The 15,068-nt window shown below is 26.9% G+C and carries 28 protein-coding genes; 9 read left to right on the plus strand and 19 right to left on the minus strand.

The window, feature by feature from the left end; translation table 11 throughout:
- Positions 1–170: 170 nt before the first annotated feature.
- The 4 genes from Tmeso_RS13450 to Tmeso_RS13460 all read right to left on the minus strand — a co-directional run bounded on the left by Tmeso_RS13450 (position 171) and on the right by Tmeso_RS13460 (position 1,936).
- Positions 171–1,040 carry an AraC family transcriptional regulator gene (locus Tmeso_RS13450; protein WP_099192066.1) on the minus strand — a complete coding sequence of 290 codons (870 nt, stop codon included), beginning with the start codon at positions 1,038–1,040 and terminating at the stop codon, positions 171–173.
- A 210-nt stretch (positions 1,041–1,250) separates the two neighbouring features.
- Positions 1,251–1,559, minus strand: coding sequence for a peptide deformylase (locus tag Tmeso_RS13455; RefSeq protein ID WP_330400362.1), 309 nt, complete (start codon positions 1,557–1,559; stop codon positions 1,251–1,253).
- The gene (locus tag Tmeso_RS17090; RefSeq protein WP_330400360.1) at positions 1,496–1,699 is read right to left on the minus strand and encodes a peptide deformylase; all 204 of its coding nucleotides are present in this window, start codon (positions 1,697–1,699) and stop codon (positions 1,496–1,498) included. The genes Tmeso_RS13455 and Tmeso_RS17090 overlap by 64 nt, the downstream gene beginning before the upstream one ends.
- Entirely contained in the window at positions 1,700–1,936 is a 237-nt protein-coding gene (locus tag Tmeso_RS13460) for a helix-turn-helix transcriptional regulator (protein ID WP_099192068.1), read from the minus strand.
- 1,376 nt (positions 1,937–3,312) lie between these two features.
- Here Tmeso_RS13460 and Tmeso_RS13465 point away from each other — a divergent pair.
- Both Tmeso_RS13465 and Tmeso_RS13470 read left to right on the plus strand, forming a co-directional pair.
- The gene (locus Tmeso_RS13465; protein ID WP_099192072.1) at positions 3,313–3,582 is read left to right on the plus strand and encodes a hypothetical protein; all 270 of its coding nucleotides are present in this window, start codon (positions 3,313–3,315) and stop codon (positions 3,580–3,582) included.
- 401 nt (positions 3,583–3,983) lie between these two features.
- The gene (locus Tmeso_RS13470) at positions 3,984–4,205 is read left to right on the plus strand and encodes a hypothetical protein (RefSeq protein ID WP_099192074.1); all 222 of its coding nucleotides are present in this window, start codon (positions 3,984–3,986) and stop codon (positions 4,203–4,205) included.
- A gap of 56 nt (positions 4,206–4,261) precedes the next feature.
- Here the strand turns inward: Tmeso_RS13470 and Tmeso_RS13475 are convergent, their stop codons facing one another.
- Positions 4,262–4,456, minus strand: a complete 195-nt coding sequence (locus Tmeso_RS13475) for a hypothetical protein (RefSeq protein WP_099192075.1) — start codon at positions 4,454–4,456, stop codon at positions 4,262–4,264.
- Between the two features lie 244 nt (positions 4,457–4,700).
- On the opposite strand from Tmeso_RS13475, the gene Tmeso_RS13480 reads away from it, so the two are divergent.
- Positions 4,701–4,892 (plus strand): hypothetical protein, encoded by a 192-nt coding sequence (locus tag Tmeso_RS13480; protein WP_099192077.1) that lies wholly within the window; start codon positions 4,701–4,703, stop codon positions 4,890–4,892.
- Between the two features lie 386 nt (positions 4,893–5,278).
- Here the strand turns inward: Tmeso_RS13480 and Tmeso_RS16525 are convergent, their stop codons facing one another.
- A complete protein-coding gene (locus tag Tmeso_RS16525; RefSeq protein WP_187296367.1) occupies positions 5,279–5,431 on the minus strand; it encodes a hypothetical protein in 153 nt (50 codons plus the stop codon).
- A 124-nt stretch (positions 5,432–5,555) separates the two neighbouring features.
- On the minus strand, positions 5,556–5,660 hold the full coding sequence (locus tag Tmeso_RS16240; protein ID WP_145993166.1) for a Holliday junction resolvase RecU: 105 nt from the start codon (positions 5,658–5,660) through the stop codon (positions 5,556–5,558).
- Positions 5,661–5,948: 288 nt separating this feature from the next.
- On the opposite strand from Tmeso_RS16240, the gene Tmeso_RS17205 reads away from it, so the two are divergent.
- Positions 5,949–6,341: a DUF2569 family protein gene (locus tag Tmeso_RS17205; protein WP_099192079.1), complete on the plus strand. Its 393-nt coding sequence runs from the start codon at positions 5,949–5,951 to the stop codon at positions 6,339–6,341.
- Between the two features lie 65 nt (positions 6,342–6,406).
- On the opposite strand, the gene Tmeso_RS16530 is transcribed toward Tmeso_RS17205, so the two are convergent.
- Positions 6,407–6,565 (minus strand): hypothetical protein, encoded by a 159-nt coding sequence (locus Tmeso_RS16530; RefSeq protein WP_187296368.1) that lies wholly within the window; start codon positions 6,563–6,565, stop codon positions 6,407–6,409.
- A 117-nt stretch (positions 6,566–6,682) separates the two neighbouring features.
- Here Tmeso_RS16530 and Tmeso_RS13490 point away from each other — a divergent pair, with 117 nt between their 5' ends.
- A complete protein-coding gene (locus Tmeso_RS13490; protein WP_099192081.1) occupies positions 6,683–7,039 on the plus strand; it encodes a DUF805 domain-containing protein in 357 nt (118 codons plus the stop codon).
- A 51-nt stretch (positions 7,040–7,090) separates the two neighbouring features.
- Here Tmeso_RS13490 and Tmeso_RS17000 read toward each other — a convergent pair whose 3' ends face one another.
- Complete coding sequence (locus Tmeso_RS17000; protein ID WP_278281481.1) at positions 7,091–7,225, minus strand: hypothetical protein; 135 nt, start codon at positions 7,223–7,225, stop codon at positions 7,091–7,093.
- A 76-nt stretch (positions 7,226–7,301) separates the two neighbouring features.
- On the opposite strand from Tmeso_RS17000, the gene Tmeso_RS13495 reads away from it, so the two are divergent.
- Positions 7,302–7,619, plus strand: a complete 318-nt coding sequence (locus tag Tmeso_RS13495; protein ID WP_099192083.1) for a hypothetical protein — start codon at positions 7,302–7,304, stop codon at positions 7,617–7,619.
- Positions 7,620–7,667: 48 nt separating this feature from the next.
- A complete protein-coding gene (locus Tmeso_RS17005) occupies positions 7,668–7,799 on the plus strand; it encodes a hypothetical protein (RefSeq protein WP_278281483.1) in 132 nt (43 codons plus the stop codon).
- A 25-nt stretch (positions 7,800–7,824) separates the two neighbouring features.
- On the opposite strand, the gene Tmeso_RS13500 is transcribed toward Tmeso_RS17005, so the two are convergent.
- The 4 genes from Tmeso_RS13500 to Tmeso_RS17010 form a co-directional block, all read right to left on the minus strand.
- Entirely contained in the window at positions 7,825–9,042 is a 1,218-nt protein-coding gene (locus Tmeso_RS13500) for a peptidoglycan DD-metalloendopeptidase family protein (RefSeq protein ID WP_099192085.1), read from the minus strand.
- 15 nt (positions 9,043–9,057) lie between these two features.
- Positions 9,058–9,375 (minus strand): hypothetical protein, encoded by a 318-nt coding sequence (locus Tmeso_RS13505; protein ID WP_187296369.1) that lies wholly within the window; start codon positions 9,373–9,375, stop codon positions 9,058–9,060.
- 23 nt (positions 9,376–9,398) lie between these two features.
- Entirely contained in the window at positions 9,399–9,668 is a 270-nt protein-coding gene (locus tag Tmeso_RS13510) for a hypothetical protein (RefSeq protein WP_099192089.1), read from the minus strand.
- A 504-nt stretch (positions 9,669–10,172) separates the two neighbouring features.
- Positions 10,173–10,304: a hypothetical protein gene (locus tag Tmeso_RS17010; RefSeq protein ID WP_278281484.1), complete on the minus strand. Its 132-nt coding sequence runs from the start codon at positions 10,302–10,304 to the stop codon at positions 10,173–10,175.
- Between the two features lie 439 nt (positions 10,305–10,743).
- Between Tmeso_RS17010 and Tmeso_RS13515 the strand changes: the two genes are divergently transcribed.
- Entirely contained in the window at positions 10,744–11,187 is a 444-nt protein-coding gene (locus tag Tmeso_RS13515) for a hypothetical protein (protein ID WP_099192091.1), read from the plus strand.
- Between the two features lie 507 nt (positions 11,188–11,694).
- Here the strand turns inward: Tmeso_RS13515 and Tmeso_RS13520 are convergent.
- From Tmeso_RS13520 to Tmeso_RS16540, 6 genes are all read right to left on the minus strand, one after another.
- Positions 11,695–12,024, minus strand: a complete 330-nt coding sequence (locus Tmeso_RS13520) for a hypothetical protein (protein ID WP_099192093.1) — start codon at positions 12,022–12,024, stop codon at positions 11,695–11,697.
- A gap of 128 nt (positions 12,025–12,152) precedes the next feature.
- Positions 12,153–12,341, minus strand: coding sequence for a hypothetical protein (locus Tmeso_RS13525; protein ID WP_099192095.1), 189 nt, complete (start codon positions 12,339–12,341; stop codon positions 12,153–12,155).
- 309 nt (positions 12,342–12,650) lie between these two features.
- A complete protein-coding gene (locus Tmeso_RS13530; RefSeq protein WP_099192097.1) occupies positions 12,651–13,202 on the minus strand; it encodes a hypothetical protein in 552 nt (183 codons plus the stop codon).
- Positions 13,203–13,455: 253 nt separating this feature from the next.
- Positions 13,456–13,935, minus strand: a complete 480-nt coding sequence (locus Tmeso_RS13535) for a hypothetical protein (RefSeq protein ID WP_099192099.1) — start codon at positions 13,933–13,935, stop codon at positions 13,456–13,458.
- Positions 13,936–14,222: 287 nt separating this feature from the next.
- Entirely contained in the window at positions 14,223–14,399 is a 177-nt protein-coding gene (locus Tmeso_RS16535) for a hypothetical protein (protein ID WP_187296370.1), read from the minus strand.
- A 198-nt stretch (positions 14,400–14,597) separates the two neighbouring features.
- Complete coding sequence (locus Tmeso_RS16540) at positions 14,598–14,765, minus strand: hypothetical protein (RefSeq protein ID WP_187296371.1); 168 nt, start codon at positions 14,763–14,765, stop codon at positions 14,598–14,600.
- Between the two features lie 137 nt (positions 14,766–14,902).
- Here Tmeso_RS16540 and Tmeso_RS17210 point away from each other — a divergent pair, with 137 nt between their 5' ends.
- Positions 14,903–15,040 (plus strand): recombinase family protein, encoded by a 138-nt coding sequence (locus tag Tmeso_RS17210; protein WP_408646067.1) that lies wholly within the window; start codon positions 14,903–14,905, stop codon positions 15,038–15,040.
- Positions 15,041–15,068: the final 28 nt, after the last annotated feature.

A 15,068-nucleotide genomic window follows, 5' to 3' on the forward strand; every position in this document is an offset into this window, starting at 1 on the left:
AATAATCATAATATAACTGAGCTCCTTATTTGTTATTTTTGGTTTTGTCACTAAAGATTATTAACAATTTAAGGCTCAGTTATGTTATTTTTTGAATTGAATTTATTCAATTACTTGTAAAGTGGTGTTACTAGTATATAAAAGAAAATATAATTTTAAGTTATGAATAATTATTTCTGCGTTTTCTCAACTACAGGTACCCAAACTTGACATTTATAGTCCTCTGCATTTGGATTCCCTGGTAAATATACTTCAATTTCAGGAGCATCTGCATGTTCATATCTAGTTGCTGGAAACCATTCTGCAAAAACTTTATGCCAAATCTTTTGGATTGCATCTGGCATTGGTCCAATACTTTCAAATATAGCCCATTCACAACTAGATACATTAACAACTTCATAATTATCTAAACCTTCAATATGTTCTCCTTCTGTTGCTATCATATAATTAAATTCTTCTTGTTCTTTATCATAACCATGGCAAACTCCCAAAATTCCTAGCTCACTTGCATTTTTCTTCATTTTTTCAAGTATTCCATTTTTAGCAACTTCATCCCAAAGTCTTGGTATTATCTTAAAATTTTCATGATTCTTAGTCGTTACACGCTTTGAAATCCCCACAATTTTAAATTCTTCCTTTTTTGCAATCTTGTAATTCATTCTTTTCTCTCCTTTAACTGTTATTTGAAAGGATATTGGAGGAATAGCTTTTAAATTTTCTCCTTTTTTTCTTGCTTCTGATGGCGAAATGCTGTGCAATTTTTTAAAAGCTTTTGTGAATGCTTCTGGTGTTTCATATCCATATTTATATGCAATGTCTATTATTTTCTTATTACTTGACATTATATCCTTAGCTGCAAGAGACAATCTTCTTTGCCTAATATATTCACCTAATGTCATACCTGTTAACATATTAAACATTCTCATAAAATGAAATTTAGATGAATAAGCAACCTTAGCAATATCATCAGACGTAATACTATTATCAATATTTTCTTCAATATATTCTAGTGCATTATTCATATTCTCAATCCAGTTCATTCAGCACCATCCTTTCGCTTTAATTATAGCAACATAGAAAAAACTTAGCCTGTTATAAAATGCTTTACAATGATAGATTTCTTTATCTTATTTATTTCTCTATATGTATATCATTCTCTCTATATCTTACCATGTATTTCTATGCATTGTATATTTGTGCAATATAAAACAGTAGCTTTGGTTGACTACTGTTTTGATTAATTGATGCTTCTATATATATTCACTAACTAAATCAGTAAAAAGGGTACCTTCTAAATGATCTATTTCATGACAGAAACATTTTACTAAATCTCCTGTTCCTGTTAATATAATTTCCTCACCATTTTCATTTAAGGCTTTCACCGTTACCTTTGCAGGTCTTTTTAACTTGCCAAATGTATTTGGAATACTTAAAGATCCTTCTATGACTTTCTGACTTCCTTCCTGACTAACTATACTTGGATTAACTAACTTTATTAGACCCTGCCCATATCTATTACAACCAATCTCTTTAATATACCTATTTGTGGAGCTGCTAATCCTCCACCATTTTCTGTATTATACATAGTATCAGCCATATCATTTAGTATTTGTCTTATTCTATCATCTACTACTTTAACTACTTTGCTCTTTTTTCTTAATATTTCATCATCAAAGAGCCTAATTTGTCTTATTGCCATTTAAATTCCACCTCTACTTTTCTGTGCTCTTGATTTTCTTTTACTTTCTTCAAAAATAAAAACCTCCTCTATAGAGCAATGAAATATTTTGGAAATATCATAAGCCAACCATATTGAAGGTTCGAACTTCTCTGTTTCAATAGAATTAATTGCTTGCCTTGATACCCCTACAAGCTCTCCTAATTGTTCTTGGGTTAATTCAAGAGATTCACGCAATTCCTTTAATCGATTTTTCATAAACTCCCCCTCCTGTAACGTTAACCTTACATCCAAAATATACCATGATTTAATTTCAATGTCAAGTTAACCTTACCTAGTATCTATAATTTTTAAGCCTACAATTAAGTACGTTTTATTTTGCAATTATGAATTAATATAGAATTTTATATTTACTTTCTATTTGTGCAAGAATAAACAGTAGCTTTGATTTGCTACTGTTTTGATTAATTAGTTGTCTGTGTTAATAAGTTCAAATTTTTCAACTTTACCATCAACCTCAACAGTTACTTTAATGATTTCATCTTTCGATATTATCAAATCACCTCTACTACTTGAGCTATGAATAATTTCCTTTTTATATGGTTTTCCAATATTTCCGCTTCCTCTTCCGTGAAGAGTTTCATAGGAATATTGTAATTCCTGTGCTTCTAATAAATCTTCAATTTTTCCTTTATAGGTAAGAGTAAATATATCTTCTGATTTAAAATCATAGTCTATTTTTTATCTATTTCAGTAAAGATTTGGGTTGCACTTATTTTGAGCTCCCCTATCCAATTTTCACTTTCTCCTCTAAAAATATAATTATGATGAATTACTACCTTATTTGAGCAACCTGTTGTCAGTAAGATTATCAAAGCAAACAAAACTAAGACTATTTTATTATTAATTATATAAATTCCCCCTTTTAATCGAACAAATAATACTGCACTACCCTATTATATATTTTCTTTACATAACTATATAGGAATCCTATAATTATCGTAGTATTCGCTAATTGTGACTTAATTCATTATAGTTTCCATAAACTACATGTAATTAATGTAGTATGCAATTTAATTATTATAAATTAGTACGCATTTTAAGAATATTGCTACACAAAATCTATTTAATTCATATTTTTGATAATTGCAGGTTTACTTTATCCTCCCTAACTATATAATACAGTTAGGAGGCGATTTTATGGTTGATTTTTTATTAGAAATGATTTCATGTATTCTTCCAGATGTACTTCTTGATCTCTTTAGATCTAACACAGACTGTATATGAAAAATGTTGTAATAAGGTCCAGTACAGAACACAGATGCTGGTACTGGGCCATGCTCTATGGATCTAGATATAGGACAATAAAAATACAGTACCTATGCAATACTGTACATCTATAACCCTGGTTCTAAAAATTATCTTTATTCCCATATCAATTAATTTATTTGTAACGGCATTTTCTATCAAAGTTACATCATATAGACTTGCATGAGCATACTTCTCAGTATTGCGGCCATTACAAAAAATACTAGCTTTATATTAAAACCTGAGCAATAGAAACTTCTAAGCTCAGATACTATTGGTGAACGTATTAAAAAGCTTAGAATGAATAAAAATCAAAAGCTAAAGAATTGGGTGATTTAATAAGCATTTCCTGTTGTGGTGTAATACACTATGAACTTAATAATGCATATCCGTCAAAAAAGGTTCTAATTAATCTTGTCACTATTTTAGAAAAAGAAGTTCTTTGTGATAGTTATTATAAATTTATTATAAAGGATTATGGAAATATTCTAAAGAAGTGGAGAGAAAAAAATAAGTTTAAAATTTATGAAGCTTGTAAAATATTAGATTTCTCTGAAAATACTTATATAGCTTGGAAAAACAGAATACAATTATAAGTAGAAAAATGTACTACAAACTCATTCATTTTTTCAGTGAAATAGATGAATAGATAAAAACTATGAATATGAAGATATCTTCTATTATGTAGGAAACAAAATATTTTAATCTTGAACTTAGTATACTTTTGTTAATTATTTGTAAAATTTCAAAATCCTTTAAAGGATTTTGAGTTTTTCTGTCTAATTATACCCTTTAAGATATAAATATTTTCTGTGCAAGGAATCTTTATATCAACATCAAAAATACACTACTTATACTATAGGTAGTGTATTTTCATTTATGTATATATTTTTTATTACATCAGAACATTAGTCCTTTAAATATATAAATTTTTTATTATATTTTTTTCTATTAATTGCAATAATCAAAATATAAAATTGATCCATGAGGGTTTTGTATGTATACTAATGACCAGCTTCAAATAATTATAAATTCTTTAGACTTTTCAATTGATAGATTGGAAAATCACCTAAAGTATAGTTCTAACTATCTATCTATTGAAGAAAAGAAAGATATACAATCTGATATTGAAGATTATAAAGAAATACAGATAAAAACAGAATGGGTTTTAGGAAATAATGAGATTGAAAAGGTTTTAGGAGATATGTTTAAAGGGTAGCTTTAAAGCTACCTTTTAATTTGAATAAACTAATAAACTAGTAACTCTAACCCTATTTAATATAGATTATTTTTTATCATACTTAGTTTTCTTAATAAATACTCTCCTCGGTGTCCATAGTTTTTTGTGTAATAATTTGCTAAACTCTCTAATTGATTTAACTGTTCTTCATTTATATTATTAATACTATCTATCATTTCAGATATTCCATTAAACATTATATAATCTGCTCCTATATTTCTTTCTCCCATAAAAAATCCTCCTATAATTGTTATACATAGGAGTATTGACTTTTTAAAATTATTAATTCATTAACTTTAAGATTATATTTAGAAAATAATTAGAGTCAAAACCCTACTTATAACATATATTATACTGAGTTTAAGTTTTTATGAATATATTTAAATACAAATATTAGTAAATTATATTTTGTATTTCTAATTCATATGTTTATTTTTGTACCTAATTTTATATTAACAAGGAGAGGATTTTAAGATGAAAAAAATACTATTTTATAAAAAATACAATATTAAAGAAACTCTAATTAAATACGAATGTAAAACTATAAGGGAATTAGAAGATAAGTTAGCTGAAGAATTAAGAGAAAAATATGATACAGGGATTATAAATATATACATTAATAATAATATGATGATTATTAAAGTTGAAAATGATATTTCTATATAAAAGGGGTAGCTCTTAATTAAAAGCTACCTTTTTAGATTGAAATTGATTGCATAAAAAAAGATGTATCTAAAATAAAATGACCACCTTTATTTTTTCAAAGAAGTGTGCTTGACTCATTCCTAGATACTCAAACATTTTATATGTAATTTCTTTAAAATCTGGAGTTACTTGTTGGATTTTTTAGCTTTAGCCACTTGATTACCCCTTCTTAAATCTATTATATGCTGATACTGCAATTACAAAGGCTACAATGCTAATTATTAAAGTTATAAGTTTTATACTAACTTTTCGCCTCCTTCGATTTAACATACGAACTTTTTTTAGGGTTTGCTTGATTTGTTTATTTAATTAGTTCAATGTTCAGACTAATCTACCCTCGATTCATTCTAATCATTCTCAACTTTACGTAAGCTTTTAGCCGTATCCTCTAATTTTTTAATGATAGAATCTAGCTCATTATCATCATAAGATAATAAGCTAAGTTTATTAACTACATCCTCCAATACATTAGTAATTCTATCAGTTGTCCATTGTTCCATCTCTACCCTCTCCCTTCTATATATATAATTCTACACAAAAGGATTTTTTTCCTTTTACTAATCATATTCAATTCATTAAACATTAACATAAATAAAAGGCAGTTTTCTTTCCTTGTCTTTTTACTTACCATGGCGTACTAATCTTTTGTATCAAAGCTATCCCTCTGTTTTTATAATCTTCATTTGATTTTATTATCTCTTCTTCAAAAAGCTTTCCTTTGTCGGCCATTTTATAATTCTTTTTATAGCTTGTATCTCTCAAAATCTCACATACCTAATTCTTGAATTGTATTTATATAACACCACATTTTTTAATATTTTACATAAATGTTTAACATTTACATAAAGTAACCGATATAATATTGTAATGGAAAAATATGTTTAATAGTAAAAGGAGGTAATTTACATGTCTACTAATAATAATGAAACAGATAGTGTTAAAAAAGTAGAATGCAAAGGATTAGGAGGTTGGTTGATACTTCTTGGAATTGGTATAGTATGAAACCCTCCAAAATTAATATATTCAACTTATACTATCTTTAAAAGTTGCTTTTCGAAAAATAATTGGTCTCTAATAACTTCCCCTAGCAGTCCAAATTATCATGCATTACTCAAATCAACTATTATTTTTGAGCTTGCAGCAAACATTATTATGATAATTCTTTCATTAGGAGTTTTACTTTTATTTTTTAAAAAGTCTAAACATTTTCCCAAAGCATGGATAAGTACATTTATATTTTTGATAGCTTCCCACGTGATTGATATAATTTTATGCAAACAAATTCCATTAATAGGTGAATATGAGTTAAAGAATTTATATAATCAACTACTTATATCTATAATTTCATTATCAATTTGGGCACCATATTTAATAAAATCTAAACGAGTGAAAAATACCTTTGTAGAATAGGCAATCTAAGAGATTGCATTAATTTGTAATCTCTTTATCTTCTAATAACTTCTAATACTCTTATTCTAAAACTTAATTTCAAATTTCCCTGGCTTAATTTCCACTTCTAATCCTTCAACTTCAAGTACTTCTCCTGTGATCTTATTAATTATATTTACATCATCTATAACTAGGTTTTTCTTTAAATCTACCCAAGCTAAAAATTCCTTTATATCGTCTTTCATATATTCAACCCCCAGATTAATTCTAATTTTATCAATATCAATTATTTATATTCATTACTTAATTTGTTATAATTATTCAGCATTTGTATAAATATAACAAATTAAGGTGGTGAAGTAATGAAAAATCTATTTACTTCTGAAGGTCGTATAAATCGATCTAAATATATTCATTATAATTTTATAGCTTTTATTATTTGTTCATTAATAAATTTAACCATGAATTCAATTCCTTTTGATGATGGAAATGTTTTTGTTTTCATTTTTATTAGTTTATTAGTTATAACTTATTTGATATTTTATATCTGTCTTATTGTTCAAAGATTACATGATTTAAATCGCTCTGGAATTCATATATTGTTATTATTAATTCCTATTTATGACGTCTATTTGAAATTTATAATATTATTTAAAAAAGGTACTAACGGACCTAACCAATATGGGGAAGATCCTTTAGGTATTAAAGAAATTGCTTAATGGTAATTTCTTTTTTCTTTACCTGGTTTTAAAACTATATTGTTATTTAAACTATTTCTTTAAATATATGGTATGGTTAGATTTTAAATCATTCTTCACTTCCTCCATCACATCAAGCCATGTCCTATGATTTTCCTCTTCAATCCTCTTTTGAATAATCTCAACCAATTCACGCAAAACTCCCATATTCAATGCCTCTATTGATAATTCTTTTTATCAATGGTATTATTTGGTTATGAATTTTATGTAAAGGAGACTTAATATGAATAACGAATTTTTAAAATTTAAGCCAGATACCGCACTTAACCTTTTTGAAAAACTATTCCATACAGGAATTTTCTTCTTAATAGTCCCTAGTTTTTTTATTGGGAAGTTTATTGCAATAGCTAATCCTATTATGGTTAGTGTTTCATCTGAAACCCCAGTATGGTTTACTGATAACGCTAAACCCAATATTGCATTTGGATTTATTTGTTCTTTAGTAGCTTTTTATTTTTCTTTAATGTTATGGAAAATCACTTGTCAACTTATGTATATAATTTTCAGAGCCTTAGAAAAATATATAGAGTCAAAAAATTAAAATGGTAAATTAATTCTAAAATATTTTCTATATAAAGGAGTCTTTTTTATGAATGATACTAAAAGTTCAAATTCTTTTATTCAAGATTTATTGGGATATATAGAAAAAGAAGATAGAAATCATTCTATCTTCTTTTTCAAATCAAAATCTTTGAAGCTACATAAAAAATTAATCAAATAATAATACTTATATTCTTCATTAAATATTATTTACCCTTATCTAAAACCATATCGAATCCAACTACACCTATGAATTTTCCATTTTCATAAATACCGTGTGTCATGGTAATAACTTTATCACCATTCTCTATATCTATATATATTTCTGAAGTATACTCTCCTTCTTCCTTAGCTTGTCTGTACCAAGTTCTTTCTCTAGCATCATAATCATCTGGTAATTCGTTATATGATTCTAAATATATTCCTCCTGTTTCTTTTGCAAAATATATAGCGTCTATTGATTTATCTTCAATACTTTTTGTAAAGTTAGTTAACACTTGCTCAATATTTTTTGAATTTGACTCACTATTTATTTGTTGACATAATAAATTTAATTTTTCTTTTGCATCTGATATTTTTAAGTTATATTCTCCGTTTATACTTTTTTCAATTGGTTTTACATATTTTTGTGGATTCACATACTTTCCATTCACTCTAACTTCAAAATGTAGACAAGGTCCTGTTGCTCTACCAGTAAATCCTGTTTTTGCTATTTTATCCCCCTTTTTTACTTGACTGCCCTCTTCTACAAGCAGTTCACTACAGTGTGCATATATTGTAACAATTCCTTCTCCATGATCAATAAAGACTACATTGCCATACCCTCCAACTTCTTTAGATATCATTACCTTACCATCTGCCGAAGCAACAATTTCACTTCCTTCTTTAGCAGGTATAGCTATACCTGAATATATTTTTTTACCCTTGATTCTTGGTTCATAATATAACCTTCCAAAATACGCACTGATCCTATTACAACTTGGTACAGGCCAGATCATTTTTTTAATTTCAGATGTTGTTATGATAATTCTTTTATTTTCAGCATCCCACTCTATATTTCCAGCAAACGTTTCAGTAACAAATTTTATAGGAAATAAAGTTGTTCCATTTACAACTTTAGGAGCAACTGCTAAAGTAATTTCTTCATTGTTAATTTTTGCTATACGACTATCTAGCTGCAACCACACATTAATATTATCTTTTATAGCAGATACAGATTTATTTTCGCTATTCCACACTACCGTTGCTCCTAATGCTTCAAAAATGGTCCTCATGGGAACAAGGGTTGTTCCCTTTTCGTTAATTGGCTCAACAAGAAATGTCATAACTTCACCATTTAAGCTTATTTCATTAATATCCTTTGCATATATTACACCCGTAAAGAGTAAAACAACACATACTGAGATTAATAATATTTTCTTCATTATAATATACACTCCTTAAACATTTTTACTATTGCTGTGATTATACAAATTGTTAAAGATACATTTTTCATAAGTTCTATTATGAAAAGTTCTTCTATTCTCAGTATTAAATGTTAAACTCAATATAATCCCAAGATATTTATCTCCTTTAAAAGTTAACTCTCCAATATTGCTTTCTAATATAACTGCATACTGTTTAGGCAAAACTTCAAATTCTTTTTCTTCTCCATTTCCTAACTTAAATTTCATGTAGTGATGTATATATACTACCATAAAAAGAATAACTGGCCACATAAACATTATTAACATCAAATTCATTTCCCATGATGACATGAAAATCCCCCTAAACATATAATTTAGTATCTAATTTCTCCTCTTTCAAATGGATCGTAGGATCCTTCAAAAGTTCCTCCCCCAGGTATTTGTTTCTTTAAAATAAAAAACTTTCTTTTATAAAATCTAACATATGTATGTAACCAAGCATCTTCTACAGTTATAACTATTGTTTTCCCATTCTTATGGACAACGTGATCTGTTGTATATGTCAAGAAACGCATAAACGTAGTCATTATAAATGCAAATATAGTTATACCCATAAGTGTTGCTATAATTATATTTTTATACATATTATTTCTTTCAATTGATTTATACTTCACTAGAATTATAAAAATAAAAATTTCATTTATTAATGGTATATTATGCACCCAATCCAGGAATTCTAAGTCATAAGATTCAATAACATTGCTTATTATTATCTAACTTTAAACAAACACAATAATTTTGATGCCTCAGATAAATTAATATAAATTATATTTCTTATCTAGATATATATTACCATAATGTGGAATGATTATATATTGTTTATTTGTGCAATGAAAAACAGTAGCTTTGGTTGGCTACTGTTTTTATTACACATGCTTGTATAATTTAGAGTTTTGTTATTTTTAATATAATTATTTTCTAAAATATCATTTAGCACAATTTGATTTACTCACTCCATCCTCTTCATATTACTTTTCAGTTCTAACATCCCATGGCTTATAGAAAATATGATCATTTACACTCCATGAATCAAAGATTTGCTTATAAACTCCTCCATTAGATATCGTAAATTTATATCTTCTAACGAGTCAGACAAAGCCAACATCTGTTGAGGTTTTTTCTATTTCTTCTTTTGAAATAATTTCAAATATCTTATTGATTATTTGCTGCATACTGTTCTTCAGAGTCTTTATATTTTTTAGGACTTTTGCTTTTGCCATTGCATACCTTTGCCTCCTTAGATACGTAAGTAGGATTAGTATACTATTTTTTATCGAATGGCGGCAATGAATTTGATAACCAAAGCCTTAGCTTTATGAGTATGTGGTATTACCTAGTTTTATTATAAAACCTAACCTTCATATTTAATTGGTTTGAAGTAATGATTTTATTATGGTAGAATATATATAAAAATAACCACTACTGAAAATATTTGTAAAACTGTGGGGCCCCAAATTTATTCTATGGGGTGGTTTTATACTTTATACAAAGGAGAGCTTTGCTTATGAGAAAATACGATAGTTGATTTTGGCATTTATTATTTTTATTTAGGTTCATTGTCAGATGTTTTTGGAGTTAATAAAGTCAGTGGAATAATAGCAGGAATAAAAGTTTTAATTGAATGGATTCAAAGATAACGTATAAATTAAGGAGTAAAATATGGAAAATTTCGGAACTATATTAGCCGTTATAGGTACAGTAGTATTTATTGTAGCAATTTGGATATTATTTGGGTATCTTTATTTTAAAAAAGGAAATTTAAAAACAGGCTTTTTGCTTTTACTTGTATCTTTGATTCTTGTAGCAGGTGGCGTTTTTATTGGTGTGCAAGGTGCGTGGAACAATGCAGAAAATGGAGTCGCCTTGTCTGAAGAAATTATTGAAATCATTGAAACAAAAAATGTAGAAGAAGTCACGCAAGAACAGCAAGCAAAAGTAGGAATGAGTGTATTTTTAAAAATCAATCAAGACGATTGGATAAAATATGAAGATAAAATAATGTTATATTACGTTGCATGGCAAAAAAGCTTAAATCCTCAAGCAGAAGATGAATCCATAAAAACCGAGTTTAAAAATTTGAGAGAAAAAGCTCTTTTAAATTAAGAGACTCGCTAAAATCAATGCAACCAAAATTTATGGAGGAACAAGATGACGATAGTTGAAAAATACATTAGGGGTCTAAAAAATAACCTATAATTAGACCATCTTAACTGACACCTAACGGTTGTCAGTTTTTTTGTATTCAAACTTTGCTCTGCAATTAGGTATCCTTCAAACATTTACTGTCTTAAAATAAAAAATCCAGTATAACTAACTAGAAAAATTAGTATACTGGATTTTTAAAATTTATTTCTTCTTTTTCATTTGCAATTCCTCAGGCAAAGTATCTGACCAATACATTAGTGCTAGTAAGATATTTTGTAATTTTGAAGAAGTTCTTACATATAGACTAATGATATTCTACCAATTAATTTTAGTTGTTTCCTTTGCCATAACTAAGACCTCCTTACGTTCTCCTATGATTATAGCAAAGGAAATTTAAAATATATATCCGTATATTTCTTTACGTTTACGAATAAATTCTTACCTTAAATTATTAATTGGGTTAACCTACTCCAAGTCCTTGTCTTCTTCAATAACATTAAAAATACCTCTTAATTTTATTCCTTTTAATAGATAAGTATTTATGAATTTAAATGGGAGATAGATAATTACTGAAAAGAAAATACCTCCTATAGTTATTATCATAGGAAATAAAAACATGTTAATTATTCCAGCTGTAATCCCTGTAATATGAATACTTCCAAAATTACAATAAACATTTCCTCCAAAAATGCTTGATATAAATAATAATAATCCAAATACTATACCCCATGAAAATGAAATAAGTGCACATAGTTTAATAAATGAACCAAAATTAATTTTTTTAATTTCTAACATAATACCCTCTCCCTTTTAAAAAACTTCATATAGCTAAGCACATGCTTCCATATCTTTTTTATATAAATTATTTAAAACCTTTTTATTTTTGCAATATATAGTACCTGGACTATGTTCACGATTGAATTTCATCCTTTTTTTGTAAAATACATTAATTCATACTTATCTTTAAATTCGTTGTAAAAAAACATATCTATCCTATATCCTCTATAGTGCTCTTTTCCAATTTTATATTTTATACCACTATATACTTGGAACTTTACTACCTTTTCAAGGATGGGAACTTTTTCATATTCTAATGCTTTTATTAATAGCATCTAATTTTTTACCTGATTATATCATTTTATATGCAATTTCAGATAATAATTTACTTTTCATTCGTTCACTACTTTTCCCAAACATGATTACAATGAGATATTATTCTTTATCGTATCAAAGTTGCATTTAAAATGCGATTAAAATCTTTTATTTCATATGATTTATGTTTAGTTACACTTTTATTTTAATATAATATGTAACAATCCTATATTCTTTCCTATTTTCTCTACAAAAAACAGTAGCTTTGCCTAGCTACTGTTTTAATCATTTATAGTCCTTAATTGTTTATTTTTATATAAAGTACTAACTTATTTAATTTCTTCTATAGTTTTTATTGCTTCTTTTAATGTCTCTATATTCTTATCATATAGTTTTTCCACACCTGTAATAGTTGCAGAATAAAATCCTTTTTCAGTTTGTATGTATGTAATGTATGCCTTAGACACCATATCATCTTGGCTTGCCACAATCTCATATGCTTTAGCATCTGTAGCCCAATCAATATCAACTTTTTCTAGCTTAGAAACTTCACCCATTTGTAATATACTTGATATTGCCATTTTTTCATAGAATGGAATAAAATCATCAAGCGTCTTGAATTGTTGCATGTTAGGAAATTCTTTAGGAAACTTTTGTATCATAAAAGTTAAAGTTCTATCTTCATTATCTAAAGTTATACCATTCTCATTGTCAGAATAATCAGTAGTCCAATCTCCTGCAACAGAAATTTTAAAAGTATTCAGTTTGTTTGTATACTCTTTAGTTGGAGCTTTTGTACTAGCACTTGAACATCCAAACAATAAAGTTGCACATAATAAAGCTGTAATTATAAATATAATTTTTTTTGATTTGAATTTCATTACTTTCATCTCCTTTTATATGAATTATTAAAACAACTTAACTATACCACATTCCATTCTAATCGTATACATATTTAACATTTTTTGTAACTTAAGTTTTATTTATCTTAGGTCTTTATGTTCATTACTGTCACTTTATTCATCCCATAAGAATATATCTAATTTTATGCAACCTACAACCACTATAACTCCTCCTAATAATAAAATCTGCCACATTATTTATACAAAGCATGGCAGATTTCAATTCATAATATTATTCATTTGTTTTACTAAAGTAAGCATATGCAGGAATATTAAATGCCAGTAAATATAATGCTTCAATACCAAACACACACAAATCATCTACCCACATATTACAAGTATCATTATGACGTCTAGAATACGATACAATTTCTTTGGCTGTAGATATAACATCCTCTTTAAGTTCTGGAAACTTTAAAGCGTGAGAAAATAAAATCGTTTCTGATGCATTTCCATCAAAATCCATTGTATCAAAATTCAGATGGCTTTCACCCCAAATACTAAGCTTATCTAGTTGTTCAAAGCAACCATCCATTTTTTGTAATGGTTCAATAGTATCCTCAACTTTTTTAACAAATTCTATCTGATAAACCTCATCTTCAACAACTTGATCTGATTTTAAAAGTTCCTGATACTCCTCTAATACAGAACGAATACTGTTAATATCATTTAATATAAACTCTAATTTTTTATTTTTATCAAATTGTCCCATAGTCTTTACTCCTTTTTAGTCATATTCTATATAATAATTACATAATATGTATAATTTTATCACTATATAGCATATATATAAAGTATATTTCAACCTTTTTTTATATTCATGTTCTTTTTGTATACTACTTATAATTTTTTTAATTACTTATCTCTTGTTCATATATTATTCTCATATATTTTAAGATTATTATCTTAACTATAGAATAACTCTCAATTATCTATTTATACTTTTATGAGCATTAAAAAAGACAATCCCTATAAAGAGATTGCCTTTTAAAGCTTTATCTAAAACCAATCTAAGAAAGTTCTTATCATAGATTTAAATAAAGCTGAAAGTATCCATTTTATCCTACTGTATTTATTATTTTGTAGATTATAAATATTAACTTTTACATCAATATTAATATCTAAATAATAAATATGTATAAATAAAATGAATAGAGATACTAAAATACAATCCATAGATTTGCCTCCCAAATAATTTTATCAAATTATTTGTCGGGTGTTAATCAATTAAATTATCTTTTGTAATTTATGATTTTATCTAATGTATTAGTATCTTAATTATATTATGAACCGTTTCAATATTTTTTATTCATACTTTTTATATAAGTCTTAAATACAAATCTAAAGTTCTATTTACTTCTTCAACTACTAACCCTATAAAATTATCATTTTGATTTGTTGTATGTGATTTAGTATCCCTACGAATATAACATGAAGAAGTGCTGCTCTTTCTATTGGATGCAGTGCTTGGAATTCATTATTGTACCAATTTATTAGTTTTTTCCATCTCTTCTTTAATAAGCATTGATTCTGGTGGTTCATGTTGTACTCCTGAAATAATTACCTTTTGATTTCTATATACTCCTGCATATTCATCGTCTATTGATTTTAATAAGTCTATGAATATTCTTTATCTGCCACTCACTGAATGATTCATTTTTACTGGTAAAAGTGAATCTATTGCAAACCACGTACAAATGTATAAAGACTATGGAGAAAAGCACCTAAATATTACTGAATTCATAATCTATAAAGATGAAGGCTTTTCTGGAGGTAACATAAGTAGACCTGAATTCCAGCAGGTGCTAAATCTTTAATTAAAAAAAGCCATGGCACCTAATAAAT

The organism is Tepidibacter mesophilus, from assembly GCF_002724055.1.
Taxonomy (GTDB): domain Bacteria; phylum Bacillota; class Clostridia; order Peptostreptococcales; family Peptostreptococcaceae; genus Tepidibacter_A; species Tepidibacter_A mesophilus.